The following is a 23,788-nucleotide window of genomic DNA, read 5'->3' as shown; positions in this document are numbered from 1 at the left end:
CGGCGGGCGGTGCTGGGGCGGCGACCGGTCGCGCTGATGCTGCCCGCAGGCTGCGGGCTGGCGTTCCTCGCCCTACCGCTCATCGGGTTGCTGGCGCGAGCGCCGTGGGCGACCATGCCGGATCGGTTGTTCAGCGTCGAAGTCGGCCAGGCACTGCGGCTTTCGCTGGTGTGCGCGACCGCGGCCACGGCGATCTGCGTGGTCCTCGGCATCCCGCTGGCCTGGGTGCTGGCGCGCGCCGAACTGCCGGGGCGCGGGCTGGTCCGGGCCTTGGTCACCGTACCGCTCGTGCTGCCGCCGGTGGTCGGCGGTGTCGCACTGCTGCTGGTGCTGGGACGGCGGGGGCTGATCGGGCGGTATCTCTACGAATGGTTTGGTGTCTCAATGCCGTTCACCACCGCCGGGGTAATCGTGGCCGAGGCATTCGTGGCCATGCCTTTCCTGGTGATCTCCGTCGAAGGAGCGCTGCGGGCGGCCGATCCTCGCTTCGAGGAGGCGGCCGCCACGCTCGGCGCCACCCGCTGGTACACCTTCCGCCGGGTGACCCTGCCGTCGGTATTGCCCGGAGTGGTCGCGGGCGCGGTGCTGTGCTGGGCCCGTGCGCTCGGTGAGTTCGGCGCCACCATCACCTTCGCCGGTAACTTCCCCGGCCGCACCACCACTATGCCGCTGGCGGTCTATCTCGCGCTGGAGACCGATCCGGACGCCGCGATCGTGCTCAGCCTCGTTCTGTTGGCCGTCTCGGTCACCGTGTTGGTCGCGTTGCGCGAACGGTGGATCCGGGGAGCGATATGAGCTTGGAGGCCGACCTGCGGATCGACCGAGGGCATTTCGCGCTCGAACTGCCTCTCGCCGCCGCGCCGGGCGAGGTGACCGCTCTGCTGGGACCGAACGGGGCGGGCAAGACCACTGCCCTGCGAGCCCTGTCGGGGCTGATCGCGCTGACCGGCGGGCACATCCGGCTGGACGGAACCACCTGGGACGCGCCACCGTCGGCGTTCGTGCCCGCCGAACGCCGACAGGTAGGCGTCGTGTTCCAGGACTACCTGTTGTTCGGGCATTTGTCGGCACTGGAGAACGTCGCATTCGGGCTGCGCGCCCGGGGATGTCGGCGTGCCGTCGCGCGCGAGCGGGCCGCCGAATGGCTCGCGCGGGTCGGACTGGCCGATTACGCACTTCGCAAACCCCGGGCACTGTCCGGAGGACAGGCGCAACGGGTCGCCTTGGCCCGCGCGCTGGCCACCGAACCGCAGCTGTTGCTGCTCGACGAGCCACTCGCGGCACTCGACGCCGGCACCAGGGTCCAAGTGCGCTCGGACCTCGCCCACCATCTGCGCGACTACCCCGGCCACACCGTGCTGGTCACCCACGACCCTCTCGACGCCATGGTCCTCGCCGACCGGCTGATCATCCTCGAAGACGGCAAGATCGTCCAGCAAGGACCGCCCGCGCAGGTCGCGGCGAGACCACGCTCGGACTACGTGGCGACTTTGATGGGCCTCAACCTCTACCGCGGCACGGCTCGCGGCACGACTGTCGACCTGGACGGTGGCGGCAGCCTCACCATCGCCGAACCCGCCGAGGGGCGAGTCCATGTGGCCTTCGGCCCGAACGCGGTCGGCCTGCATCCGGAACAACCCGTCGGCAGCCCCCGCAACAGCTGGCCGGTCACGATCACCGGCATCGAGCAACACGCGCACATCACCCGGATTCGTCTCGACGGCGCACCGCCCGTGCTCGCCGACATCACACCGGCCACCGTCGCCGAGCTGCGACTGCGTCCGGGCCAGCGGCTGTGGGCTGCGGTGAAGGCCACCGAAACTCGTTCCTACCCAGCGTGATTCAGCGTACGCGTCGAGCCGCCGTGCCGTCGGCCGAGCTGCCCGGATGTCTTGGAAGCCGTGGCAATCCGATGTTCTGGCTACATGGTCGGAAAAGAGCGGGGCCTCAGGCGCGGGTAGGTAGGACGAGCCCATCCCCGGGTGCGGAAGCATGGGCCGAGCGATTCGTCGACGGCGTGGAATGTGCGCATGACGTGATACGCAAGGTCCGGCTCGAGAAAGGGTGGCGGCGTACCCGCGGCTGCGCATCGTGACTGTTTCAGATTTGCTACACGTAAGCTGTTCACTTTTCCGGTTGAGATGGCGCACACTGTGAAGGTCGCATCTCTCGTGTAGGGGATGCGGCGATCGGTTGCGCTGGGCTGAGTTGTCCGTTCGGTCGATTCCACTGGAGGAGTGCCCATGAACGCGTATCCACCGATCGCTGAGCACGGTATCGTCGGTGATCTGCAAACCGCGGCGCTGGTGTCCTCGGCGGGCACGATCGATTGGTGGTGCACTCCGCGATTCGATTCCCCGAGCGTCTTCGCCGCACTGCTCGACAGCGAGCGCGGCGGTAGCTGTCAGTTGTCCGCCGATCTGGCCGAGGCCGAAGTGACGATTCGTCAGTTGTACCTGTCGGACACGGCCGTACTGGTGACCCGGTTCATGGCGGAGAGTGGGGTCGGCGAAGTCATCGATTTCATGGAGCCGATCCGTGATCCCGCCCCTACTGACCGGCATCGGCTGGTGCGGATCGCCCGGGTGGTGCGGGGCACTTTGCCTTTCGTGCTGAGCTGCCGACCACGGTTCGACTACGCGCGCGCCGCACACACGCTCACTTTGCACGATCAGTGCTCGGCGATCTTCCGAGGTCCGGGCACCGATCTGCACCTGCAGGCGACCGACCCGGTGTCGTTTCACGCCGAAGGCGATGACGTGTCCGCGCGGTTCACCCTGTCGGCGGGGGAGACGACAGTGCTCGTGTTGACGAGTATGGACAGCGACGGCGCGGTACCGGTCCCGCTGGTGCGGGAAGCGGTCATCGCCGAATTCGAGGCTTGCCGCGCGTTCTGGCAGTCGTGGCTGCGTTCGTCGACCTACCGGGGGCGCTGGCGGGACATGGTGAATCGCTCGGCGATCACGCTGAAGTTGCTCACCTACGCACCGACCGGCGCACCGATCGCCGCGGCCACCATGGGCCTGCCCGAGCAGGTCGGTGGCGAACGCAACTGGGACTACCGCTATACCTGGATCCGGGACGCGTCCCTGTCGGTGCGGGCGCTGAACGATTTGGGTTTCGCCGAAGAGGCGTATGCCTTCCGGCGCTGGTTGCGCGAGCGGCTGGAAGCCGGTGACACCACTTCTGGTGAGCCGTTGCAGATCATGTATCGCATCGATGGCGATCCTCGACTGGAGGAGGAGATTCTTTCTCATCTGGAGGGTTACCGCGGATCGGCGCCGGTGCGGGTCGGTAACGCGGCGGCCGATCAGATCCAGCTCGACATCTACGGTGAGGCGGCCGACGCGCTGGCGCAGATGTCCGATATCGGCGGAATCTCGGGCTGGCGGGCGATCGCGAACCTGATCGACTGGCTCACCGAGAACTGGGACCGGCGCGACGAGGGGATTTGGGAAACTCGTGGTGGTCAACAGGAATTCACCTACAGCCGTCTCATGACCTGGGTCGCGTTCGATCGCGGTGTACGGCTGGCGATCGAACACTCTCGGCCCGCGGACGTCGCGCGCTGGACACGGGAACGGGACGCCGTGTTCTACCAGATCATCGAGCGCGGCTGGAGCTCGAAGCGGCAGGCGTTCGTGCAGCACTACGCCACCGAGGTGCTGGATGCGTCGCTGCTGCTCATGCCGCGGATGGGCTTCCTATCCTCGCAGGATCCGGCGTGGCTGAGCACGCTCGACGCGATGGACGAGGAATTGGTCAGCGACAGCCTGGTCTACCGTTACGACCCCGAAGCCTCCCCGGATGGCTTACGCGGCGTCGAGGGCACGTTCAATCTGTGCAGTTTCCTATATGTGGAGGCGCTGGCCCGTGCTGGGCGATTGACCCAAGCCCGCTACGCGTTCGACAAGATGCTCACCTACGCCAATCACGTCGGTCTCTTCGCCGAGGAGATCGGCCCGTCCGGCGAGCAGTTGGGCAACTTCCCGCAGGCGTTCACGCACCTGGCCTTGGTCGCCGCGGCGATGGCGTTGGACGAACAGCTCGACCGAGCCGAAGCTCGGCCGGACGGTTCCTGACCCGGGGCGCGTGAATGGCGGAGCCGACCGGGTCCGGACCGCGCCGGGTGCTGCTTCCTCTCGCGCTGGCGCAGTTCATCTGTAGCTTCGCCGGTTCGAACATGAACGTGATGATCACCGACATCAGCGCCGACCTGAACACCACCGTGCACGGGGTGCAGGTGACGATCACGATCTTCCTGCTGGTGATGGCCGCGCTGATGATCCCCGGCGGAAAGCTCACCGACCGATACGGTCGCAAGCGATGTTTCGTCGTCGGCTTGGCCGTCTACGGCGTCGGCGCCGTGCTCAGCGCTCTCGCACCGGCGCTCGGTGTGCTGATCCTGGGCAATTCGATCCTCGAAGGTGTCGGCACCGCGCTGCTGATCCCACCGGTCTATATCCTCAGCACCCTGCTGTTCACCGAGACGACGTCTCGCGCACGGGCCTTCGGCGCCATCATGGCCATGGGCGGCATCGGCGCCGCGGCCGGACCGTTGATCGGCGGACTCATCACCTCCGGGCTGAGCTGGCGCGCCGCCTTCGGCTTCCAGGCTCTCGTCATCGTGGCGATCATCCTGCTCAGCCGCCGCATTACCGACCCGCTGCCCGCGGACCCCACGCGGCCTTTCGATCTCGGGGGCGCGATTCTGTCGGCGGTCGGTCTGATCCTGCTCGTCATGGGCATTCTGGCCGCCGACGACAATATCTGGTTGATGCTGGCGCTGCTGTCACTCGGTGCGATGTTCCTCGCCTGGTTCTTCGTCTCTTGCCGCAACAAGGAGCGCGCCGGGCATGAGCCGCTGCTGTCGACCGGCTTGTTCCGCAACCGCACGTCGAACCTCGGCCTGGTCACCCAGAACATCCAGTGGTTGCTGTTGATGGGCACCTCGTTCGTCGTCTCGGCGTATCTGCAGGTTGTGCGGGGATACAACGCCATTGAGACCGGCGTCATCTTCACCGCCGCCACCATCGGCCTGCTGGTCTCGTCACTGTCGGCCGGACGACTGGCGCGGCGCCGCGCCGCGCGCACCCTCATCATGGGTGGTTTCCTGGTGACCATCATCGGCGTGGTGGTGCTGCTGGCATTGGCGGGCAGTGCGCTGAACCCGTGGGCGTTCGCCCCCGGACTGTTGTTGATCGGGCTCGGCCTCGGCGTGATGCTCACCCCGTCGGTCAACGTGGTGCAGTCCAGCTTCGGTGAGGAACAGCAGGGCGAGATCTCGGGGTTGTCGCGCAGCGTGTCCAACCTCGGTTCCTCGCTCGGTACCGCGGTGGCCGGGACGATCCTGGTCGCCGATCCCGGCGGTCACGCCTACGCCGCCGCGATGAGCGTTCTCGCCGCGATCGGCCTCGGCGGACTGCTCGCCGCGGCGCTGCTGCCCCGCCGCACGGTGTCGGCGCCGCCCGTGGCGTCGCGCGACACCTGACCCGCACCGGCACCGCGGCCGCTGCCGGTCACATGCGGCTCGGCTCCCAGGTCGTGACCGCCCAGATCACGACGACGTCCAAGGCGATGACGATGGTCGACCACCACGGGTAGTACGGCAGCCACAGGAAGTTCGCCAGGATCGACAGCGCGGCGAGGAACACCGCTGTGACCCTCGCCCACATAGCGCCGGCGATCAGCCCGACCGCCGCGATCACCACCAAGATGCCGAGAACGAGATGGATCCACCCCCAGGTGGTGGTACTGAACTGATAGGTGTAATTCGTTCCGGAGACCAGAAGATCATCCTTGGCGATCGCGGAGATCCCCTGGAAGATCGACAGGAGCCCGGCGGCCAACAGCAGGACCGCGGCGCCGATCGAAGTAGTGGCCGCGACCGCCTGCTTGACGGAATGGTCATCAGTTGCTGACATTTGCCGGTCACCTCTCTCATCGGCGATGCACGGAGCGATGCATCGGTCTGACGGGGCGTCTTGCCCGATCCGCATGGGACGTACCGAAAACCTGGAACAACAGAGCCCGCACACGTCGCCGTGCGCCGGTGTTCAGCATAATCCCCAGCGATCTTCTGGCTACTATTTAGTAGGCCTTGCCGCGGGCTAGGCACGACTCGGAAAGACGGATGGCCCGGCGACGAACTCGGTGAGAGGTCGATGGAAGCCAGCAGACAAGCATTCCTACACGGACCGCTGTTCTCCCGGAGCGCTCCGCTGGACCGCCGCAACGCGGCCAGCCGGATCAGCGCCTATGTCTACGGGAACGTGCTGATACTCGCGGCGCTGATACCGGTGACGACCTCCGCCGAACACGTCGGCATCTTGATCGTCCTCGGGACGGCTTTCTCGACGTTCATCGCACACTCTTTCGCCGAAGGGGTCGGCCAGAGCGTCCAGCAGAACCGGCCTATCTCCGCTCGGGAGCGCTGGATGGACATGCGGGACTCCGTGCCGATCCTCAGCTCGGCGGTGCTGCCTTGCGTGATCCTCGGCATCGCCGGTCTCGGATGGCTCGAACCGCGCACTGCGCAGCTGCTCGCGGAGGTGGTCATGCTGATCCGGATCGGCGGAATCGTGTTCGTCATCGAGCGGCTCAACGGTGCGCGCCCCCGGCGTTCGACCTTGCTCGAGGCCCTGCTGCTGGCGGTTGCGGCCACCACCGTCGTGGTGGTCAAGGTGATCATGACCCACTGATCGCGCGGATGCTGTGGCCGAACCCCGCCTGCTCTGCTTCAATCGATATATGTGCAGGTGGATGGCTTATTCAGGAGAGCCGATCCGGGCCGAGGACCTTTTGTTCCGGCCGACGCATTCGTTGATCGACCAGAGCTTGCACTCCCAACTGGGTGCGACGACCACGAACGGTGACGGCTTCGGGATCGGCTGGTACGGCGATGGCCCGCGACCTTCGGTGTTCAAGAACACCGAACCGGCATGGAACGACCGCAACTTGCGGGAGATCGCGGGCGCGGTGCGCACGTCGCTGTTCTTCGCGCACGTGCGCGCGTCGACCGGGACCTCGGTGCAGCGCAGCAACTGTCACCCGTTCCGGCACGGGCACTGGTTGTGGATGCACAACGGAGCGCTGCGCGGGTTCCGCCAGTGCAAGCGTGATCTGATGACGGCGGTCGATCCGCTCCTGTTCGCCGACATCGAGGGATCTACCGATTCCGAGTTGCTCTTCTTCCTTGCCCTGACCTTCGGGCTCGTCCACGACCCGTTCGAGGCGGTCGCCCGCGCGGTCGGCCTCGTCGAAGACGTCGGCCGGGCGCACGAGGTCGAGGCTCCGGTACAGATGACCGTCGCGACCACCGACGGCGAATCCATGTGGTTCTTCCGGTATTCCACCGAGCGGCAGACGCGATCGCTGTTCTATTCCAACGATGTCGCGAAAGTGCGCGCCCTGCATCCGGAGGTGAAAGCTCTCCGCGCGCTGGGGGAGGAGGCCCGGTTCGTGGTCTCCGAGCCGCTGCGTGACCTGCCGGGAGCGTGGAACGAAGTCCAGGAATCGTCGGCAGGCGTCGTCCGCCTCGGTCACGATGAAACGCGCCCGTTCGAGCCGGTCGCACCGTGACCCACCGGACGGCCGCGGTGAACGATCGGATCGCCACCCGCGCCGAACGTGCCGAGCAGGGTGAATCCGCTCGGCGGACTACCCCTTTCGCCGCTCTCGCCGAACACGACGCCACCGGTAGGGACCCGGTCGACCTGCTCGATCGGCAGGCTCGATCCAGGATTCCGGAACTGGTTCCGGTGCGGTACGGCCGCATGGCGAACTCACCGTTCGCCTTTTATCGCGGCGCGGCCCTGGTCATGGCGGACGATCTGTCCCGAGCGCCCACGACGGGGCTGCACACTCAACTGTGCGGTGATGCCCACCTGAGCAATTTCGGAATCTTCGCGACACCCGAACGCCGCCTGGCCTTCGACATCAACGATTTCGACGAGACGTACCCCGGTCCGTTCGAATGGGATGTCAAACGGCTCGTCACCAGCCTGGCGGTCGCCGCCGGAGAGAACGGCTTCTCCGCGAAACAGCGGCTGAAAGTCACGCGAGCGTGCGCGGCGGAATACCGGACCACGATGCGGGACCAAGCCGAGCGGAGCACCACAGCCGTGTGGTACTCGCGCATCGATCCCACCGCCGAATTGCCCGAATTGCGCGACGAGCTGGACACCTCGACCCAGGAGCGGGTGCGCAAGGCGCTCGCGAAGTCGCGGACGCACGACAGTCACCACGCCCTGGCGAAGCTGACCACTCGTGTCGACGGCAGGCCGCGGATCATCAGCGACCCGCCCCTGCTCGTCCCGCTCGAGGAACTCTTCGCCGATGTCGACGCCGAGCAGCTGTATCGCGAACTGCGCCAACGTCTCAGCGAGTACCGTGCGACTCTGCAGGACAATCGCCGCGCGCTGCTGGACCAATTCGAGTTCGCGCAAGCCGCGCGCAAGGTGGTCGGCGTGGGGAGCGTGGGCACCCGCGCTTGGATCGTCCTGCTGCTGGGAGTCGACGGAGATCCGTTGTTTCTGCAGGCGAAGGAGGCCCAACCGTCGGTATTGGCACGGTATCTGGCGGGCCCGTCGTATCCGAACCAGGGGGAGCGGGTAGTGCGTGGGCAGCGGCTGATGCAGGCGGCGAGCGACATCCTGCTGGGCTGGCAACACGGTCCCGACATCGACGGCGAGCAGCGGGACTTCTACTTCCGGCAGCTACGTGACGGCAAGGGCTCGGCGGTGATCGAGACCATGGGTCCCAGGGGACTGCGGCTCTACGGCCGACTGTGCGGGCGGGTGCTGGCTTACGCACACGCCCGCGCGGGCGACCGGATAGCGATCGCTTCGTACCTCGGCACGACAGACGAGTTCGACCATGCCATGGCGGAATACGCCGAAACCTACGCCGACCAGAACGCGCGCGACCATGCCGAACTCGAGCGCGCGATCCAGGAAGGCCGCATCACCGCACGAACCGGAATGTAAGATCGTCGTCTGCGAATGCCCGTGGGCGCCTTGCTCATTGCGCACGACGGTTAGGCTGCGACCTTGTGCGCGAGCTGTCATCGGTGTCGAGGTTGTGGGTCGTTTGGGTGGTTACTCGATTACTGATGGTGGTGTTCACCGGTGTGACGGCGTTGCCGCACAGCGTCTGGGATGCCTCGGCGGCGGACTTGACCCTGTACCGCGCCTGGGCCGAACATATCGTGCACCAGAACGCTTTCCCGCTGGACGACGAACGCTGGCAGTATCCGCCCGGGGCGGGTGCGTTGCTGGTGGTGCCCTGGCTGATCGGCGGTGGGTTGGGCTACAACTGGTTGTTCTTCGCGCTGGTCGCGGCAGCGGATGCCGGTGTGCTCAGCTTGTTGATCAGGGCGGCGCGGGCTGACGGGCTGCGGACAGCGCAGGCCGGGCCGTGGATTTGGACGCTCGGAGTGGCCTTCCTTGGCCGGGTCTGTTACGGCCGATTCGATTTGATCGTAGCCGCGACCGCGATCGCGGCACTGTTGTGGTCAGCGCGCCGACCGGCGGCGGCAGGCGTGGCCGCCGCCGCGGGTGTGTTGCTGAAACTGTGGCCGGTGGTGGTCGTGCTCGGGTTGCGCCGACGGACGCTGTGGCGCATGAGCGCGGCGGCGGCCTGCGCCGGTCTGGTTGCGATGGCGGGATTGACCGCGTTGGGTCCGGGCGCGTGGTCGTTTCTGGAGTTTCAGTCGAAGCGGGGATTGCAGATCGAATCCGTCGCTGCCACGCCGTTGTTGGTTTCTCGGCTGATGAACGGCGGCTGGACCATCGTGCATCGTTACGGGGCGGAGGAGCTGTCCGGCCCTGCGGTGTCCGCCGTGGCCAGGGGATGCGTGGCCGTCATGATCATCGGGGGCGCGGTGTTGCTGATCACCTGGTGGCGCGTGCGTCCTCCGGCGACGGATCTGGCATTGGCGGCGGTGCTCCTCGCCTTGGCGGCCAGTCGGGTGCTCAGCCCGCAGTACTTGGTGTGGGCGGTCGGGGTCGCCGCGGTCTGCGCGCTCGACCCGCGCACCACGCAGCGGCCTGTGCTGGTGCTGGTACTCGCGACGGCACTGGCGAGTCAGGTGGAGTTCCCGTTCCTCTACGACCGGGTCGCCACCGGAAGCGGGCCGGGAGTAGTGGTCCTGGCAGTGCGCAACGGCCTGCTGCTCTGCGCAACCGCGTGGTCGCTCGTACGTCTGTGGCGCGACAACTTCCAACCGTCTCGTGAAAGCCCGGAAGTGCCGATAACGGTCGTCGGGGCCGCGTCGTCGGCCTGAACGACGATGTGCACTTCCGGCGCGGGCGGCCACGTCCCCGAACTTTCCACTGGCGGGAGGGACAGTCGAGCCGGGCGATCGATGTTCCGGGAAAGATGACGTGTCGTCGGCCCCCGGACCGGCAGCTCACCGTGAGAAGGAGCCGAATTCGATGAGGATCACCCGAACACTTCGCCTCGGTATCGGGGCGATCGCCGTCGCCCTCGCCGCCGCCGCCTGCGGTGGCGGCAGCGACGCCGCGACCACCGCCGATCACGTGCGGGACGGCAAGCTGACCATCGGCATCAAGTTCGACCAGCCAGGACTCGGATTCCGTGAAGCGGACGGCTCCTACCAAGGGTATGACGTCGAGATCGCCAAGTACGTAGCGAGCAAGCTCGGCGTGCGGCCCGACGGCATCACCTTCAAAGAGACGCCGTCGGCCCGGCGGGAGACGATGATCATGAACGGCGAGGTGGACTTCATCGTCGCCACCTATTCGATAACCGACGCGCGCAAGGAGAAAGTCGACTTCGCCGGACCGTATTTCGTGGCCGGGCAGGCGCTGCTGGTGAAGAAGGAGACCACCGATATCACCGGTGTCGAGTCGCTGAACGGCAACAAGAAACTTTGCTCGGTCAAAGGCTCCACCCCGGCGCAATACGTCAAGGATCACTACGCCAAAGATGTTCAGCTGGTGGAACTCGACACCTACTCGCAGTGCATCGAAGCTCTGCGCCGCGGTTCGGTCGATGTGGTGACCACCGACGACATCATCCTCGCCGGTTTCGCGGGGCAGGCGTCAGGGGAACTGAAGCTGGTCGGCAACACGTTCACCACCGAGAAGTACGGTATCGGCCTGAAGAAAGGCGACCAGGAAACCCGGAACAAGATCAACGACGCGATCGAGCAAATGGTCGCCGACGGTTCTTGGCAGAAGGCGTTCGAGGAAACGATCGGGCCGCTGCGTGATTCGACGTTGACGCCGCCCGCCGTCGACCGATACTGATCGGCACTCACCGATTCCGGCAGCCGCACGAACAGCATCCCGCCGCACATTTCGTGCATGCGGACGGCATATCCACCGTCGTGTCGAGCAAGCCCCGGTTTGGGGCGGGGGTGAGGTAGCCGGTTGTCACGTCCGCGACGCCTACTGACACCCCCGTCGGCAATCCCCGCCACCCGGGCCGGGCGTGCGTACCATCACCGGCATGCAGCTATCTACCCGCAACCAACTCGACGGCGCCGTCGTCTCGATCACCCGCGGCGAAGCCATGGCCGTGGTCCGGGTCCGGCTCACCGGGGGTGATGAGATCACCTCCTCGATCACCCGCGACGCAGTCGATGACCTGCGACTCACCGAAGGCACACGCGTCAAAGTCCTCATCAAGTCGACCGAGGTGGCGCTCGGCGTCGAATAGCCGGGCGCCACCGTCGCCGATTCCGCTGGGACGGCCCTATATTCGTTGGTCACATCATCTGCGGACCGGATATTGTCGGCAGATTCCGCTTCGACTCATCTACACGGCGGACGCGCCCGACCCTGCGAGGCATGCTGAGGTCGAGAAGCGTGGACCGGCCACCCGACGCGTGGGTTTGATGCTTCTTGCCAGACCGAAGCGAACGCACTGGCCGAATGTGGGATGGGTGCTGCCAGGATGTCCATACCGGGCGCAGACGGGGAAGAACCAATTCCTCTTCCCTTTTAACATATATCGCACTGGGGGACTTGCGGCAAGGCCCGGGTAGTGCTGCAAAATCTTCGGCCGAAGCCAGAACCTGCGGAAATCGGCGATTTGCGAGGCACGTGCGCTCGCGGGTTTCCGCCGGACCAGCTGGCCGAGATGCGACACCAACGGATGGGCGGTTCATGTTTGACGTGATCATTGTCGGCGGCGGACCGACCGGCTTGATGCTGGTCAGCGAGTTGCGGCTGCACGGCGTGCACACGCTTGTACTGGAGAAGGAGACGGAACCGTCCACGCTGTCCCGGGGGCAGGGCCTGCACGCGCGCAGTGTCGAGATGATGGACCAGCGCGGCCTGCTGGACCGGTTCCTCGCGGTCAGTAAAAAGTTCCAAGTCGGCGGTCTTTTCGGCGGCATCGTCAAGCCGTGGCCGGACCGGTTGGAGACGGCGCACCCGTACGGTCTCGCCACTCCACAGCCCGTCACCGAACGGCTGCTCAACGAGTACGCCCTCGAGGTCGGCGCCGAGATCCGGCGCGGCTGCGAAGTGGTGGGGCTGAGTCAGGACGAGCACGGGGTGACCGTCGCGTTGGCCGACGGCACGCAACTACGCTCGCGCTACCTCGTCGGCTGCGACGGCGGCCGCAGCACGGTGCGCAAACTGCTCGGCGTCGGTTTCCCCGGCGAACCCACCAAAGTCGAGACGTTGCTCGGTGAAATGGAGGTGACCGAGGACCCGGCGAAGGTGGCCGCGATCGTCGAGGAAGTCCACAAAACGCAGAAGCGGTTCGGCGCAGCCCGCTCCGGTGACGACGGAAGGCTGTTCCGTATCGTCGTGCCTGCCGAGGGCGTGTCGGACGATCGTGCGGCCCCGACCCTGGAGGAGTTCAAGCGGCAACTGCGGGCGTTCTCGGGCACCGACTTCGGGGTGCACTCCCCGCGCTCGCTGTCCCGCTTCGGCGACGCTACGCGGCAGGCCGAGCGTTACCGGGTCGACCGGGTGCTGCTGGCCGGCGACGCTGCGCACATCCACCCGCCGACCGGCGGGCAAGGGATGAACCTCGGCATCCAGGACGCGTTCAACCTCGGCTGGAAACTGGCCGCCGAGGTGAACGGCTGGGCGCCGGAGGGATTGCTCGACAGTTACCACGCCGAACGACACCCGGTGGGCGCGCGTGTGCTGGAGAACACCCGTGCGCAGATCACGCTGATGGGAACCGATCCTGGCGCGACCGCGCTGCGCGAGCTGTTCTCGAAGTTGATGGACTTCGAGGAGGTCAACCGGTATATCACCGAGATCATCACCGCGGTCGGGGTCCGCTACGACTTCGGCGAGGGGCACGACCTGCTCGGCCGGCGGATGCGGGACGTCGGGCTGAAGCGGGGTCGTCTCTACGAACTGATGCACGGCGGGCGTGGGTTGCTGCTCGACCAGACGGGCCGGCTTTCGGTAACGGGGTGGGCGGATCGGGTGGACCACGTCGTCGATGTCAGCGAGGAACTGGAGGTGCCCGCCGTGCTGCTGCGGCCGGACGGCCACGTGGCCTGGGTCGGTGCAGACCAGCAGGATCTGCGCGAGCACCTGCCCCGGTGGTTCGGCGTCGCAGTGGGCTGATTCGCCGACTGGCCGCCGGACCCCCGCGAGTGCACCGGGGACAGCGGGATAGGGCGGTCAATGGTTGTCTCGGTCTGGCGGTGGACGCATGGTCTGCTGGCGCCGCCAGGCCGAGGGCCCGGCCCCGCGGGCGCGTTTGAACGCGACGCTGAAAGCGAAGGCGTCGTGGTATCCGACTTGATGAGCGATGGTCGCGACGGTGGCGTCGGTATCGCGCAGGGCGTCCGCGGCCAGGGTCATTCGCCAATCGGTGAGATAGGTCAGCGGCGGGCGTCCGAGCAAGGCGGTGAAGCGGGCGGAGAAGGAGGCTCTGGACATGTTGGCCTCCTCGGCCAACGCGGCAACGGTCCAGCGGTGGGCCGGATCGTTGTGGAGCGCGTGGAGAGCACGGCCGATCCGCGGGTCGATCATCGCGTGATACCAGCCGGGTGGTGTCGCGCCGGGCGCGGCCCACCAGGCGCGCAGCGCCAACACGAGCACCAGATCGAGCAACCGATGCAGGACGGCGTCTTGTCCCGGCTCGTCCCGGGCGGCTTCGGTGGTGAGCAGATGCAACGCGGCGCTGGTCCGGGATCCGGCAGGTACGACCGCCACGGGTGGCAGCAGATCGAGTACTCGCTCGCCCACGTCGCCATGAAGTACGAAGGAGCCACGCAGCACTGTCGTGGCTCCTGGCAAACCGTCACCGTAGGTGCGTGGGCCCATATTCCGGAGCGCGCCCGGTTCCCGGCTGTGGTCGAGGACGACTTTGCGCCCCTCCTCGATCAAAATCTGAGGCGGGGTGGTCGGACTATCGGCAACCGTATATCCGCGGGTCGTTTTCACCACGGCGATACCGCCCTCGGGCACCGGCACCTTTGTCGTGAAGGCATCGTCGAGCCGCAAGTGCGCCGGACCGCCCAGCACCGCGACGACAGCGAGCGCTGGATGTCCGGATGCGGCGAAGGTCAGCGACCACGGCGGCCGCTGGATGAGCTGGCGCACCTCGGTATTGCCCACTCGCGCTCGATGCAACAGATCACTCAGCACGTCCACAGCGAGCAACGTTAGACGATCACAAAGACATCCCGGATCTTCTCCCATGGATCGTCTGACTGCTGCTCGATTGGATGATTGCCATGACCAACATCCTGATTCTCGGCGGCACCGGTAAGACCGGCCGACGGATCGCACGCCACCTCCGAGCCACGGGCCATCCGGTACGGGCGGTCGCCCGCACCGGGGGCGATATGTCGTTCGACCTGGGCGACCCGACGACTTGGTCGGCCGTGCTCGACGGCGCCACCTCCGCCTATCTCGTGGAACCGGCCCTGCAATTCACCGACGAGGGCCGAGCGCGTATTCCGAAATTCATCGAGGCGGCGGTCGGGGCCGGTGTCCGGCGACTCGTACTACTGTCCGCACCGGCCGCCGACCAGGCCGATCATCCCCTGCACGCCGCCGAGCGCGCGACCCGGGACAGCGGGCTGGAATGGACCATCCTGCGACCCAACTGGTTCGCGCAGAATTTCAGTGAAAGTTTCTGGCTATCAGGCATTCTCAACGGCGCGCTGTATATCCCCACCGGCGACGGCCGTACCCCGTTCGTGGACGCCGACGACATCGCCGAAGTCGCGGCGCGAGCACTGATCGATGACCGGCACAGCGGTAACACCTACGAGCTGACCGGCCCGAGGGCGATCAGCTTCGGCGAAGCCGTGGACCTGATCGGAGCGACCGTCGGCCGCACGATCCGCCACGTCGACATCGACCCCGTGACTTTCGTCGAACAGCAAATCGGCTTCGGTGTCTCGCCCGAGGCTGCGCGGCTACTCACCGACATTCTCACCCGCCTTCCCCACGGCGGCCCGGGCACGACCCCCACCGATGACGTGCACCAGGCCTTGGACCGTCCGGCGCGGACATTCGAGAACTATGTCGCGCAAGCCGCCGCCTCAGGCTGTTGGCGCCCGACCACTACCTCCTAGCGCAACAGAGCGTCTGGTGCTGACAACGGGATGGTCGGGTCGAAACTGGCACAATCGCGACCTTTCACTAGGTTCTGGCCGCAGAAAGAGTGGGTGGCGAATCGGGAGGACCGGCTCAGCTATCAGTTTTCGAGAGCAGCTCCCGGGTAACACGAACTCGTTGGATGCGGGAATGGGGAAGGGATCGACCATGGGAAAGCAATCGTTCAGCAAAGGCGACGAAGTCGAATGGAACAGCCACGGCAGTACCGCCGAGGGCGAGGTGGAAGAAGTGATCACGTCCGACACCGAAGCGGCGGGCCGAACGGTACGGGCCTCCGAACAAGATCCGCAGTATCGGGTGCGCAGTGCGAAGAGCGGCCGTGACGCGGTGCACAAGCCCGGCGCGCTACGTCCGCACGACGATTGACATCGAAAATCGGAGCCGCGCCATGACGACGGAAGACAAAGACACGCGTATGGAATTCGACAACATCGTCAACATGACGGCGAAAGAACTGCGCCGGTGGCTCGACACCGACGAGTCGAAGTCGGTGGGGCAGAAGCCGAAAGACGGCGGCGAGTCGACCGGGCACGCCAGCGGGCGGCGCATCGCGGACATCCTCGAGAAGAAGAAACCGACCGACGATGATTACGCGCACATGCGCAAAGTCATCGGCTATGCGCACCGCCATCTCGAGCAGCGACCCTCCGGCGAAATCGAGAACACCAAATGGCGATACTCGCTGATGAACTGGGGCCACGATCCGATGAAAAGCTGACGGCAGCAGCGAATACGCGACGCCTCCAGCGTCTCTTGCCGATTCGAGCCGTCTCCGGCGGGCACGGGCAGACGCCGGGCGCCGCTAATCGCGCCAGACAGGTGGGCGCTTCGCCAGGAAGGCCGCCAATCCTTCGCGGGCGCCGGGAAGTTGGGCGGCGGCGGCCATGACTTCCAGGGCGAGGGCGTAGGCATCTGCCTCGGGGCGGTCGAGCTGGCGGTAGAGGGTGCGTTTGCCCAGTGCTTTGCTGGCGCGGCTGCCGCGGGTAGCTCGGGCGAGCAGCTCGTCGACGGCGGTGTCGAGCTCGGCGTCCGGCACCGCTCGGTTGATCAGGCCCCACTGTTCGGCGGTGCGGGCATCGATCGGGTCGCCGGTGAGGGCGAGTTCCATCAGTCGTTTGCGGCCGACGGCGCGGGCTACCGGCACCGCGGGGGTGTGGCAGAACCAGCCGCCCTTGCCGCCGGGGAGCGCGAAACCGGCCGATTCGGCGGCGACGGCCAGATCGCACGAGGCCACCAGTTGGCAGCCGGCGGCTGTGGCCAAACCTTGCACCCGAGCGATCACCACCTGCGGGACCGATTCGATGGTCGACATGAGCTCGGTGCACAGTGTGAGCAGTTCCCGCACGCCGAGCAGGTCGCGTGCGGCGACATCGGCGAAATCATGTCCCGCGGAGAACACCGGACCGGCTGCCCCGAGCACTATCCCGGTGGCGTCCGTCTCGCCCGCAGCGCGGAAGGAGGCGAGCAACTCGGCCAGATGTTCGCCGGACAGGGTATTGCGTCGCTCCGGCCGGTTCATCGTGATGCGCACTGTGTCGCCGTCCCGCGCGACCAGCACATGCTGATACTCCAAGGCGGTCATATCTCCACCGTAGAGCTATACGGGGAACGACACGACACTTCCGGGATGATCTCCGAACAGCTCGCACGGCTGGGTCCTCCGCTGGGCGGCGGTGGTGGCGGGGCCGCGTCCCGGCTGTGGGGACCTCGATGCGGATGGCCTGCTCGGCATCTTCCTCGCCGCAGGCGCCCGATCGGACGCAGTTGACCCTTCACCGAGCGCTAAGGCTTGTTCGGCATCGAAGTCGGTAGCGACGCGGCCGACGCTCGGATACCGCAGTGCTCACGTTCGTCAGGATTGGCAACACTGCAAACTGATCGGATGATTGTGGGGATCGACGGCTCATGTTCAGCTCGATGCCAACTGGCGGTCGGGCTCGGACGGTACGCATCGCTGGTGAGAATGCACCGCAGTACCCGAAGCGCGCTCGTCATGGTCGCCGTGTGCGCGACCGCCGTTCTGTCCGCTTGCTCGTCGTCGAACTCGGAGGCGGGCTTCACCGCCGCCAAGGACCAGCCCTTGGTGATCTCGCTGGATGATCTGCTGGCCGCGACCGGCGGCAGCGCCGCGGTCGGGATCGCCGATCCGCAGCACGGCACGATCACCCGCCGCACCGACGGTGCGGTGGTGTACACCCCTGCGGCTGGATACACCGGTTCCGACAGCATCACCGTGACCACCACCGACGCCGTGAAGCTGTTCACCACCGATATCCCGCCGCTCGGTGACTTCGGTGGCGTGAGTCTGCAGGGCAGCGGATACGGGTCGGCGTTCACCCCGGTGCCCGGATCGGCCGACGAGTTCTACGGTCTCACCGATCGCGGTCCGAACGTGGACGGCAAGGGCAAGAACGAGAAGCTCACGCCGATACCGACTTTCACGCCCACCATCGCGAAATTCAAGTTGGTCGGCACCAAGGCGGTGCTGGAAAGCACCATTCCCCTGAAGAATTCAGCGGGCCAGCCGTTCAACGGCCTGGTCGACACCTCCGCAAGCACCGGCGAGACCATCCGCGACCTCAACGGCACCGTCCTGCCGCCGACCGATCACGGCATCGACAGCGAAGGCTTGGTCGCGATGCCCGACGGCAGCTTCTGGGTGTCCGACGAGTACGGGCCGTTCGTCGTGCACTTCGACGCCAACGGCGCCGAGCTCGAGCGGCTCGCACCGGGACGCGGTCTGCCCAAAGAGCTTTCGCTGCGCACCCCGAACCAGGGTATGGAGGGGCTCACCATCACGCCGGACGGCAGAACATTGGTCGGCATCGTGCAGAGTGCACTGAACGAGCCAGGTGTCGCGTCGGCGCGTGAGGTGCCCATGACCCGGATCGTCACCGTGGATCTGAAGACCCGGGACGTCAAGGAATTCGTATATCCGCTGGAGAATCCGAAGCAGAAGCTCGCGGTCTCCGAGATCACGGCGCTGAGCGACACCACCTTCCTGGTCGACGAACGCGACGGCGGCAAATCGCCCAAGGCCGACAAGAAGCTGTGGACCATCGACATCACCGGCGCCACCGACATCGGCCCGCAGGCGAAAATCCAGAACGCGCACTACGATCCACAACTCGGCCTGCTGGTCGACGGCAAGCCGCTGGAACTCCTCGTCGGTGCCGTGCCCACTGCCGAAGGCGTCGCCACGCTGCGGAAGGCGGGTGTCACCCCCGTCGCCAAGAAGTCCGCCCTTGACCTCGGCGGTCTGCTGGACGGCCTGAACGCCGACGGCAAGTTCTTCGGCCACGACAAGATCGAGGGCGTCGCCACCCGCGACGGCGGCAAGACCCTCTACATCGCCGACGACAGCGACTTCGGCATCGAGGCCGCCACCGGCGACCGGCCGCCGTTCGGACTGAAGGCCAAACTCCTCGCCAACGGCGCCCAGGACACGGGTGAGGTGCTGATGGTCGACACCACCAAGCTGCCCGCCAAGACGCAGACGCGGACGCTCACGATCACCGTGAAGTAGCGGACGTATGGCGCCGGGCACCGTCGCGAACCCTCCCGGAAGTGGCAACAGCCGTGACCGGGAGGGCGCCATTGGTCAGTGCGAAAACACGTGTTCGGTCCTCTGGAGCCGCTATTCCCGGGGTGACGCCGTGCCCTGCCCGCCGTCCGGCCTGTGCCCGGGAGTCGACCAGCTGGTGCGACCGGTTTCTCGGCGGCGAATGGCTCGGCGCAGGGAAGAGGCGTCGGCGTAGCCGACTCGATGGGCGGCAGCCTCCGCAGTGGTTCCCGATCGGATCAGCGTCAACGCGGTGTCCGTGCGTATGTACTGGACGAAGGCTTGCGGGCTGAGGCCGGTAGCGCGCTGTAGGCGTCGTGCGAGTGTGCGGGTATGAAGTCCCACCGCGTCGGCGAGATCGGTGGTCGTGAAGGATCGGCGGAGATTGCTGACGATCCAGTCGTGGGCGTGCACCAGATCGGGGTCGTCGGCGATCAGCACGGTGAGCATCATGTAGGGACGCTGCGAGGTCCGGCGGTCGATGAGCTGATAGCGGGCGCACAGATCGGCCACGTCCGAGCCGGTGAGCATCTCGATCGCCGCGAGCATGACGTCGACATGGGCGAGTGATGCTCCGCCGGTGACCGTGCGGCCGTGCCGGACCAAGATCTTGTCGGGTTCGACGGTGATCGCGGGGTGCCGTGCCTGGAGTTCGGCTGCGAGGAACCAGGATGTCGTCGCGCGGCCACCGTCGAGCGCTCCGGTTCGGGCGAGCAGGAACACGCTCGAACAAGAGGCGGCCACCCGAGCCTGCGAGTTCACGGCCTCGGACAGAATTCGCATCGACCACGGATCGCTCGCTCGCGCCAGAACGGCGTCCAGCTCGCTCACCGATACGCACCCCATTCCCGGAATAGCGAGCAGATCGAGCGCGCCGGGCAATTGATCGCCAGGGCGCAATGCGGTGATCTCGAAAGGGCGGGGCCGGCCGAGAGCTTCCGCGGCTCGGTTGGCCGACTCGAGCATGTCGTGACTGATCGCGATTCCGGTGGCTCGCATATCCGGCAGTTCGAGCACTGCGGCTTTCACGTCTCGATCATATCCGGTTCGTGTCTGCGCAGAATTCGTGGACGATCGTGGCGGGTGATTGTCGCCTCGGTCAATTCTCGTTCACCGAGTCCCAATTATTCCCGTAGGACGATGGTACTCATGACCCCGGACGGCAACAGTGCCCGCCGATTGCCACGGGCGCTCGACCGATCATCTGTCACGAGTGGTCTCTATTTTGTCCAACTCGGCCCTGGTCCTCGATATTCGAATACTCATAGGGTCGAGTTCGTCGATTTCCGAAGGAGGACAGACTGTGACTTCCGCCCTGTCGCTCGCCACGACGTCGAACATCGCATTCGACCAGTTCTGCCGCGCCGTCATGGGCCTGGTACACGAGAGCTGTTGCGCGGCACCGAGTCTATCCGTGGTGCGATCGCGTCCGGCACAGCCGATGCGGCAGAACAGCCTGTTCAAGCGGCTCGGCCGAGACGCCTGGACCGAGACGGTGTCCACACGGGACTCGATCCTGCCCACGATCCGTGGCGCCTTCGTCCTGCCGGATGTGACCATCGCCCACATGGACAGGCCGGATGCGGTGCATGTCGACGTCTATGTGGTCGACGGCCGGATCGACAGCATCACCCCGGCCGGTGCGATGCAACCTCCGCCACAGGCGACGGTGTTCGAGGAAGCTCGCGGCGGCTTTGTCGCGAGCGCGCTGATCGACATGCATGTGCACATGCCTCCTGACAGCGTGCTTCGGCTGACCGATCTGTTCCTACTGCAAACCCTGCGGCACGGGATCACGGTCGTTCGCGACGCGGGCGACACCGACGGGACGGCGACACCGGCGGCGCTGGCATCGGTGGTATCCGGCGCCCTGCCCGGACCGGAGATCCACTACGCCTACGGGTTCGTGAACTCCCCACCGGCACGGTGGTCGAACTCGTTCGGCTACGCCGATCCGGAGCAGGCGCCGGACATCATCGATCGGCTGCGGCACCTGGGGGCCACGTGGGTCAAATCTTATGAGAATCTCGATGTTCCGCGCATCGTCGCGCTCAAAGCAGCGGCACGTGCGGCCGGCATGGGAGTTCTCGGACACGTCCCGTACGGGCTCGGGCACGAGGATGCGCAACTGCCGGATGGGCAGCACCTGTTCGGTATGGCGCCGCCGGCCAGTATTCGGCGGGACCACGTCTTCAATCGCATGATCGACTGGGACGCGGTCGACGACCGCCGCATCGATCTCGTCCGGCAGGTGAGCGCCGACCGCGGGCTCGCGGTCACGCCGACGCTGAACACCTCCACCGGCGTCCTCGATCTCGAGCGGCATCACCAAGCGCGCGACGAGCCCACAGCGCGAGCGCTGCCGTCGTTCTACTCGGCCATCGTGTGGCACCCTCGACACGGCATCCCCGCCTATCGCGACATCCGACGCGAGGACTTCGATCGGTGCAGGCGCGCCGTGGAGCGCAAACACCTGCTCGTCAACCGTCTCTTCGGTGACGGTGTGCCGCTGCGGTTGGGTACCGACACCCAGCAACCGTTCGTCGCGCCGGGGATCGCCCTGCATCGCGAACTCGAGGCCTTCGAGCAAGCCGGTATCCCACGCCGGGACTCGTGGCGGCTGGCCACCGCCACCGCGGCGAGCGCGCTCGGACTCACCGATATCGGCACCGTGGATCGTGGTGCGCGCGCCGAACTCGTCGTCACTCGATCGGATCCACGCCATTCGAGCTGGTCGGTGAGCCGGGACCTGACGGCGACGGTGGCCAAGGGAACGTTGATCACCGCAGCGGATCTCGACGTGGCCATCGGCAAAGAGCTCGCCCGCTTCGAGGGTGCCTTCGGCGAGTTCACCACGCGATTGCTCGCGCGCCTGACCATGCGGCGGCTCGCCAGGAACTTCGTCAGTTGACCCTGCGATATCCCGTGCGCGCCCGACCGCTCGGCCGGTTGGGCGCATTGACATGACGGACATCATGCGAGAGCGTAGTTCACATGATGGTCGACATGCGAAATTCTCCCTCCGGGGAGGGGCAGCGGGCGCGACAGAAACGAGAGTCGTTGACGCGCATCCTCGACGCGAGCGCCGCTCGGCTGCGGGCGGATGGTCCCGATGGCGGCGCTATCGGGAAGGTCATGCGGGACGCGGGCCTGACGCACGGAGCCTTCTACTCACACTTCGCGAGTAAGGACGATCTGGCCATCGCGGCCTTCCGGCACGGGCTCGCCGAAAGCCGGCCGCGTTGGATCGGCAAGACGCGCGACGCGTCCTGGGGCGCCCGCGCGGCCCGACTCGCGCGCGGCTATCTCAACCGGACCCACCGCGACGAGCGGGCGGATTCGTGCGCGTTCTCGGCGATCGGATCCGACGCCGCGCGCATGCCCGCCGAGTTCAGGTCAGCCTACGAGGAGGAACTGCGCAAGACTCTCAACGCGATGGGTGGCCGTCCGGTGGACGATCCGCAGGAGCACGAACTCTATGACGAAGCCATCGCGACCCTGGCCTTGTGTATCGGCGGACTCGTGCTGTCACGGGCTGTGGAATCCGAGTCCTTCTCGTCGCGGATTCTTCGCGTGTGCCGGAACGCGGCGGCGCGGATGGGCGCCGCGGTCGACGAGCGCGCCGAGCGCGGGCCTGGGGCAGAGGTGTGAGTGATCGGACTGCCGCAGCGGCATAGACCTGCCTTCAACGGGACACCTACACATAAGGAGACTCTGTAATGCCATACAGTACAGCGCCTTTCGCGGCGAAGAAATTCTCGGATGTTCGCGGACAGCGCATGGCCTACATCGACGAGGGGCAGGGCGACGCCATTGTCTTTCAACACGGCAATCCCACATCGTCGTATCTGTGGCGCAACGTCATGCCGCACTGTGCGGGGCTGGGACGGTTGATCGCCTGCGACCTCATCGGCATGGGTGATTCCGGCAAGCTCCCCGATTCCGGTCCCGACCGATACACCTATGCCGAGCACCGCTCGTATCTCTTCGATCTGTGGGATGCGCTCGATCTCGGCGACAATATCGTGCTGGTCCTCCACGACTGGGGGTCGGCTTTGGGATTCGATTGGGCCAACCAGCACCGCGACCGCGTCCGGGCAATCGTCTACATGGAAAGCATTGTCATGCCGGTGACGTGGGAACAGTGGCCCGAAGGCGCACGGGGCGTGTTCCAGGGTTTCCGGTCGCCTGCTGGTGAGGGAATGGTGCTCGAGAAGAACATCTTCGTCGAGCGGGTTCTCCCCGGTTCGGTACTCCGAGCGCTGAGCGACGCGGAGATGGCGGAATATCGGCGGCCGTTCGCGTCGCCGGGCGAGGATCGCCGGCCCACTCTGAGCTGGCCTCGCCAGATCCCGATCGAAGGGGAGCCGAAGGATGTCGTCGAGGTGGTCGAGGACTACGGACGATGGTTGAGCACCAGCGATGTCCCGAAGTTGTTCGTCAACGCGGAACCGGGCTCCATTCTCACCGGACCGCAACGCGAATTCTGCCGCACCTGGCCCAATCAGCGCGAAACGACCGTCGCGGGATCACATTTCATTCAGGAAGACAGCCCTGATGAAATCGGCACCGCCATAGCGGAATTCGTCAAGGAAGTAGGCTACTGAAGGTGCGTAAGTCGCCGAGGCGACAGCGACTGGGCCGGTCGGCG

General features: G+C 66.2%; 22 protein-coding genes. 18 read left to right on the top strand and 4 right to left on the bottom strand.

Features of this window, described 5'->3' with window-relative positions; translation table 11 throughout:
* Positions 1-36 precede the first annotated feature (36 nt).
* The 4 genes from modB to ACFV2O_RS28160 all read left to right on the top strand — a co-directional run bounded on the left by modB (position 37) and on the right by ACFV2O_RS28160 (position 5,491).
* Positions 37-795, top strand: coding sequence for a molybdate ABC transporter permease subunit (modB, locus tag ACFV2O_RS28175; RefSeq protein ID WP_379254545.1), 759 nt, complete (start codon positions 37-39; stop codon positions 793-795).
* Positions 792-1,841: an ABC transporter ATP-binding protein gene (locus ACFV2O_RS28170; RefSeq protein WP_379254395.1), complete on the top strand. Its 1,050-nt coding sequence runs from the start codon at positions 792-794 to the stop codon at positions 1,839-1,841. The genes modB and ACFV2O_RS28170 overlap by 4 nt, the downstream gene beginning before the upstream one ends.
* Before the next feature lie 402 nt (positions 1,842-2,243).
* On the top strand, positions 2,244-4,082 hold the full coding sequence (locus ACFV2O_RS28165) for a glycoside hydrolase family 15 protein (RefSeq protein ID WP_379254394.1): 1,839 nt from the start codon (positions 2,244-2,246) through the stop codon (positions 4,080-4,082).
* A gap of 14 nt (positions 4,083-4,096) precedes the next feature.
* Entirely contained in the window at positions 4,097-5,491 is a 1,395-nt protein-coding gene (locus ACFV2O_RS28160; protein WP_379254393.1) for an MFS transporter, read from the top strand.
* A gap of 28 nt (positions 5,492-5,519) precedes the next feature.
* On the opposite strand, the gene ACFV2O_RS28155 is transcribed toward ACFV2O_RS28160, so the two are convergent.
* Positions 5,520-5,924, bottom strand: coding sequence for a hypothetical protein (locus tag ACFV2O_RS28155; protein ID WP_379254392.1), 405 nt, complete (start codon positions 5,922-5,924; stop codon positions 5,520-5,522).
* A 240-nt stretch (positions 5,925-6,164) separates the two neighbouring features.
* Between ACFV2O_RS28155 and ACFV2O_RS28150 the strand changes: the two genes are divergently transcribed.
* From ACFV2O_RS28150 to rox, 7 genes are all read left to right on the top strand, one after another.
* The gene (locus tag ACFV2O_RS28150; protein ID WP_379254391.1) at positions 6,165-6,701 is read left to right on the top strand and encodes a hypothetical protein; all 537 of its coding nucleotides are present in this window, start codon (positions 6,165-6,167) and stop codon (positions 6,699-6,701) included.
* Between the two features lie 61 nt (positions 6,702-6,762).
* Positions 6,763-7,581: a class II glutamine amidotransferase gene (locus tag ACFV2O_RS28145; RefSeq protein WP_355073888.1), complete on the top strand. Its 819-nt coding sequence runs from the start codon at positions 6,763-6,765 to the stop codon at positions 7,579-7,581.
* A complete protein-coding gene (locus ACFV2O_RS28140) occupies positions 7,578-8,987 on the top strand; it encodes a DUF2252 domain-containing protein (protein WP_379254389.1) in 1,410 nt (469 codons plus the stop codon). The genes ACFV2O_RS28145 and ACFV2O_RS28140 overlap by 4 nt, the downstream gene beginning before the upstream one ends.
* A gap of 107 nt (positions 8,988-9,094) precedes the next feature.
* Positions 9,095-10,285 (top strand): glycosyltransferase 87 family protein, encoded by a 1,191-nt coding sequence (locus tag ACFV2O_RS28135; protein ID WP_379254388.1) that lies wholly within the window; start codon positions 9,095-9,097, stop codon positions 10,283-10,285.
* Between the two features lie 151 nt (positions 10,286-10,436).
* Positions 10,437-11,273, top strand: a complete 837-nt coding sequence (locus ACFV2O_RS28130; protein WP_379254386.1) for a glutamate ABC transporter substrate-binding protein — start codon at positions 10,437-10,439, stop codon at positions 11,271-11,273.
* Positions 11,274-11,475: 202 nt separating this feature from the next.
* Positions 11,476-11,685 (top strand): molybdopterin-binding protein, encoded by a 210-nt coding sequence (locus tag ACFV2O_RS28125; RefSeq protein WP_379254384.1) that lies wholly within the window; start codon positions 11,476-11,478, stop codon positions 11,683-11,685.
* A gap of 449 nt (positions 11,686-12,134) precedes the next feature.
* On the top strand, positions 12,135-13,565 hold the full coding sequence (gene rox / locus ACFV2O_RS28120; protein WP_379254383.1) for a rifampin monooxygenase: 1,431 nt from the start codon (positions 12,135-12,137) through the stop codon (positions 13,563-13,565).
* A gap of 57 nt (positions 13,566-13,622) precedes the next feature.
* Here the strand turns inward: rox and ACFV2O_RS28115 are convergent, their stop codons facing one another.
* Positions 13,623-14,600 carry an AraC family transcriptional regulator gene (locus ACFV2O_RS28115; protein ID WP_379254382.1) on the bottom strand — a complete coding sequence of 326 codons (978 nt, stop codon included), beginning with the start codon at positions 14,598-14,600 and terminating at the stop codon, positions 13,623-13,625.
* A gap of 83 nt (positions 14,601-14,683) precedes the next feature.
* Between ACFV2O_RS28115 and ACFV2O_RS28110 the strand changes: the two genes are divergently transcribed.
* The 3 genes from ACFV2O_RS28110 (at position 14,684) to ACFV2O_RS28100 (ending at position 16,293) form a co-directional block, all read left to right on the top strand.
* Entirely contained in the window at positions 14,684-15,532 is an 849-nt protein-coding gene (locus ACFV2O_RS28110) for an NAD(P)H-binding protein (protein WP_379254381.1), read from the top strand.
* 190 nt (positions 15,533-15,722) lie between these two features.
* Positions 15,723-15,941: a DUF2945 domain-containing protein gene (locus ACFV2O_RS28105; RefSeq protein WP_379254380.1), complete on the top strand. Its 219-nt coding sequence runs from the start codon at positions 15,723-15,725 to the stop codon at positions 15,939-15,941.
* Entirely contained in the window at positions 15,880-16,293 is a 414-nt protein-coding gene (locus ACFV2O_RS28100; protein WP_379254378.1) for a DUF3140 domain-containing protein, read from the top strand. The genes ACFV2O_RS28105 and ACFV2O_RS28100 overlap by 62 nt, the downstream gene beginning before the upstream one ends.
* An 84-nt stretch (positions 16,294-16,377) precedes the next feature.
* Here the strand turns inward: ACFV2O_RS28100 and ACFV2O_RS28095 are convergent, their stop codons facing one another.
* Complete coding sequence (locus tag ACFV2O_RS28095) at positions 16,378-17,157, bottom strand: enoyl-CoA hydratase-related protein (protein ID WP_379254376.1); 780 nt, start codon at positions 17,155-17,157, stop codon at positions 16,378-16,380.
* 381 nt (positions 17,158-17,538) lie between these two features.
* Here ACFV2O_RS28095 and ACFV2O_RS28090 point away from each other — a divergent pair, with 381 nt between their 5' ends.
* Positions 17,539-19,101, top strand: a complete 1,563-nt coding sequence (locus ACFV2O_RS28090) for an esterase-like activity of phytase family protein (RefSeq protein WP_379254543.1) — start codon at positions 17,539-17,541, stop codon at positions 19,099-19,101.
* Between the two features lie 111 nt (positions 19,102-19,212).
* On the opposite strand, the gene ACFV2O_RS28085 is transcribed toward ACFV2O_RS28090, so the two are convergent.
* Entirely contained in the window at positions 19,213-20,166 is a 954-nt protein-coding gene (locus ACFV2O_RS28085; RefSeq protein WP_379254375.1) for a GlxA family transcriptional regulator, read from the bottom strand.
* Between the two features lie 274 nt (positions 20,167-20,440).
* Between ACFV2O_RS28085 and ACFV2O_RS28080 the strand changes: the two genes are divergently transcribed.
* From ACFV2O_RS28080 to ACFV2O_RS28070, 3 genes are all read left to right on the top strand, one after another.
* On the top strand, positions 20,441-22,048 hold the full coding sequence (locus tag ACFV2O_RS28080; RefSeq protein WP_379254374.1) for an amidohydrolase family protein: 1,608 nt from the start codon (positions 20,441-20,443) through the stop codon (positions 22,046-22,048).
* A gap of 95 nt (positions 22,049-22,143) precedes the next feature.
* Positions 22,144-22,788 (top strand): TetR/AcrR family transcriptional regulator, encoded by a 645-nt coding sequence (locus ACFV2O_RS28075; protein ID WP_379254373.1) that lies wholly within the window; start codon positions 22,144-22,146, stop codon positions 22,786-22,788.
* Between the two features lie 68 nt (positions 22,789-22,856).
* Entirely contained in the window at positions 22,857-23,744 is an 888-nt protein-coding gene (locus ACFV2O_RS28070; protein WP_379254372.1) for a haloalkane dehalogenase, read from the top strand.
* The last annotated feature ends 44 nt before the right edge of the window (positions 23,745-23,788 follow it).

The sequence above is a fragment of the Nocardia sp. NPDC059691 genome (genome assembly GCF_042733915.1).
GTDB classification, from domain to species: Bacteria; Actinomycetota; Actinomycetes; order Mycobacteriales; family Mycobacteriaceae; genus Nocardia; species Nocardia sichangensis.
This window is presented reverse-complemented; position numbering and strand designations above follow the sequence as displayed.

Excerpts from the sequence above, each read along its gene's own strand:
- modB (WP_379254545.1), top strand. The coding sequence starts at position 37 with ATGCTGCCCGCAGGCTGCGGGCTGGCGTTCCTCGCCCTACCGCTCATC.
- ACFV2O_RS28170 (WP_379254395.1), top strand. The coding sequence starts at position 792 with ATGAGCTTGGAGGCCGACCTGCGGATCGACCGAGGGCATTTCGCGCTC.
- ACFV2O_RS28165 (WP_379254394.1), top strand. The coding sequence starts at position 2,244 with ATGAACGCGTATCCACCGATCGCTGAGCACGGTATCGTCGGTGATCTG.
- ACFV2O_RS28160 (WP_379254393.1), top strand. The coding sequence starts at position 4,097 with ATGGCGGAGCCGACCGGGTCCGGACCGCGCCGGGTGCTGCTTCCTCTC.
- ACFV2O_RS28155 (WP_379254392.1), bottom strand. The coding sequence starts at position 5,924 with ATGTCAGCAACTGATGACCATTCCGTCAAGCAGGCGGTCGCGGCCACT.
- ACFV2O_RS28150 (WP_379254391.1), top strand. The coding sequence starts at position 6,165 with ATGGAAGCCAGCAGACAAGCATTCCTACACGGACCGCTGTTCTCCCGG.
- ACFV2O_RS28145 (WP_355073888.1), top strand. The coding sequence starts at position 6,763 with ATGGCTTATTCAGGAGAGCCGATCCGGGCCGAGGACCTTTTGTTCCGG.
- ACFV2O_RS28130 (WP_379254386.1), top strand. The coding sequence starts at position 10,437 with ATGAGGATCACCCGAACACTTCGCCTCGGTATCGGGGCGATCGCCGTC.
- ACFV2O_RS28125 (WP_379254384.1), top strand. The coding sequence starts at position 11,476 with ATGCAGCTATCTACCCGCAACCAACTCGACGGCGCCGTCGTCTCGATC.
- rox (WP_379254383.1), top strand. The coding sequence starts at position 12,135 with ATGTTTGACGTGATCATTGTCGGCGGCGGACCGACCGGCTTGATGCTG.
- ACFV2O_RS28110 (WP_379254381.1), top strand. The coding sequence starts at position 14,684 with ATGACCAACATCCTGATTCTCGGCGGCACCGGTAAGACCGGCCGACGG.
- ACFV2O_RS28105 (WP_379254380.1), top strand. The coding sequence starts at position 15,723 with ATGGGAAAGCAATCGTTCAGCAAAGGCGACGAAGTCGAATGGAACAGC.
- ACFV2O_RS28095 (WP_379254376.1), bottom strand. The coding sequence starts at position 17,157 with ATGACCGCCTTGGAGTATCAGCATGTGCTGGTCGCGCGGGACGGCGAC.
- ACFV2O_RS28090 (WP_379254543.1), top strand. The coding sequence starts at position 17,539 with ATGCACCGCAGTACCCGAAGCGCGCTCGTCATGGTCGCCGTGTGCGCG.
- ACFV2O_RS28075 (WP_379254373.1), top strand. The coding sequence starts at position 22,144 with ATGCGAAATTCTCCCTCCGGGGAGGGGCAGCGGGCGCGACAGAAACGA.
- ACFV2O_RS28070 (WP_379254372.1), top strand. The coding sequence starts at position 22,857 with ATGCCATACAGTACAGCGCCTTTCGCGGCGAAGAAATTCTCGGATGTT.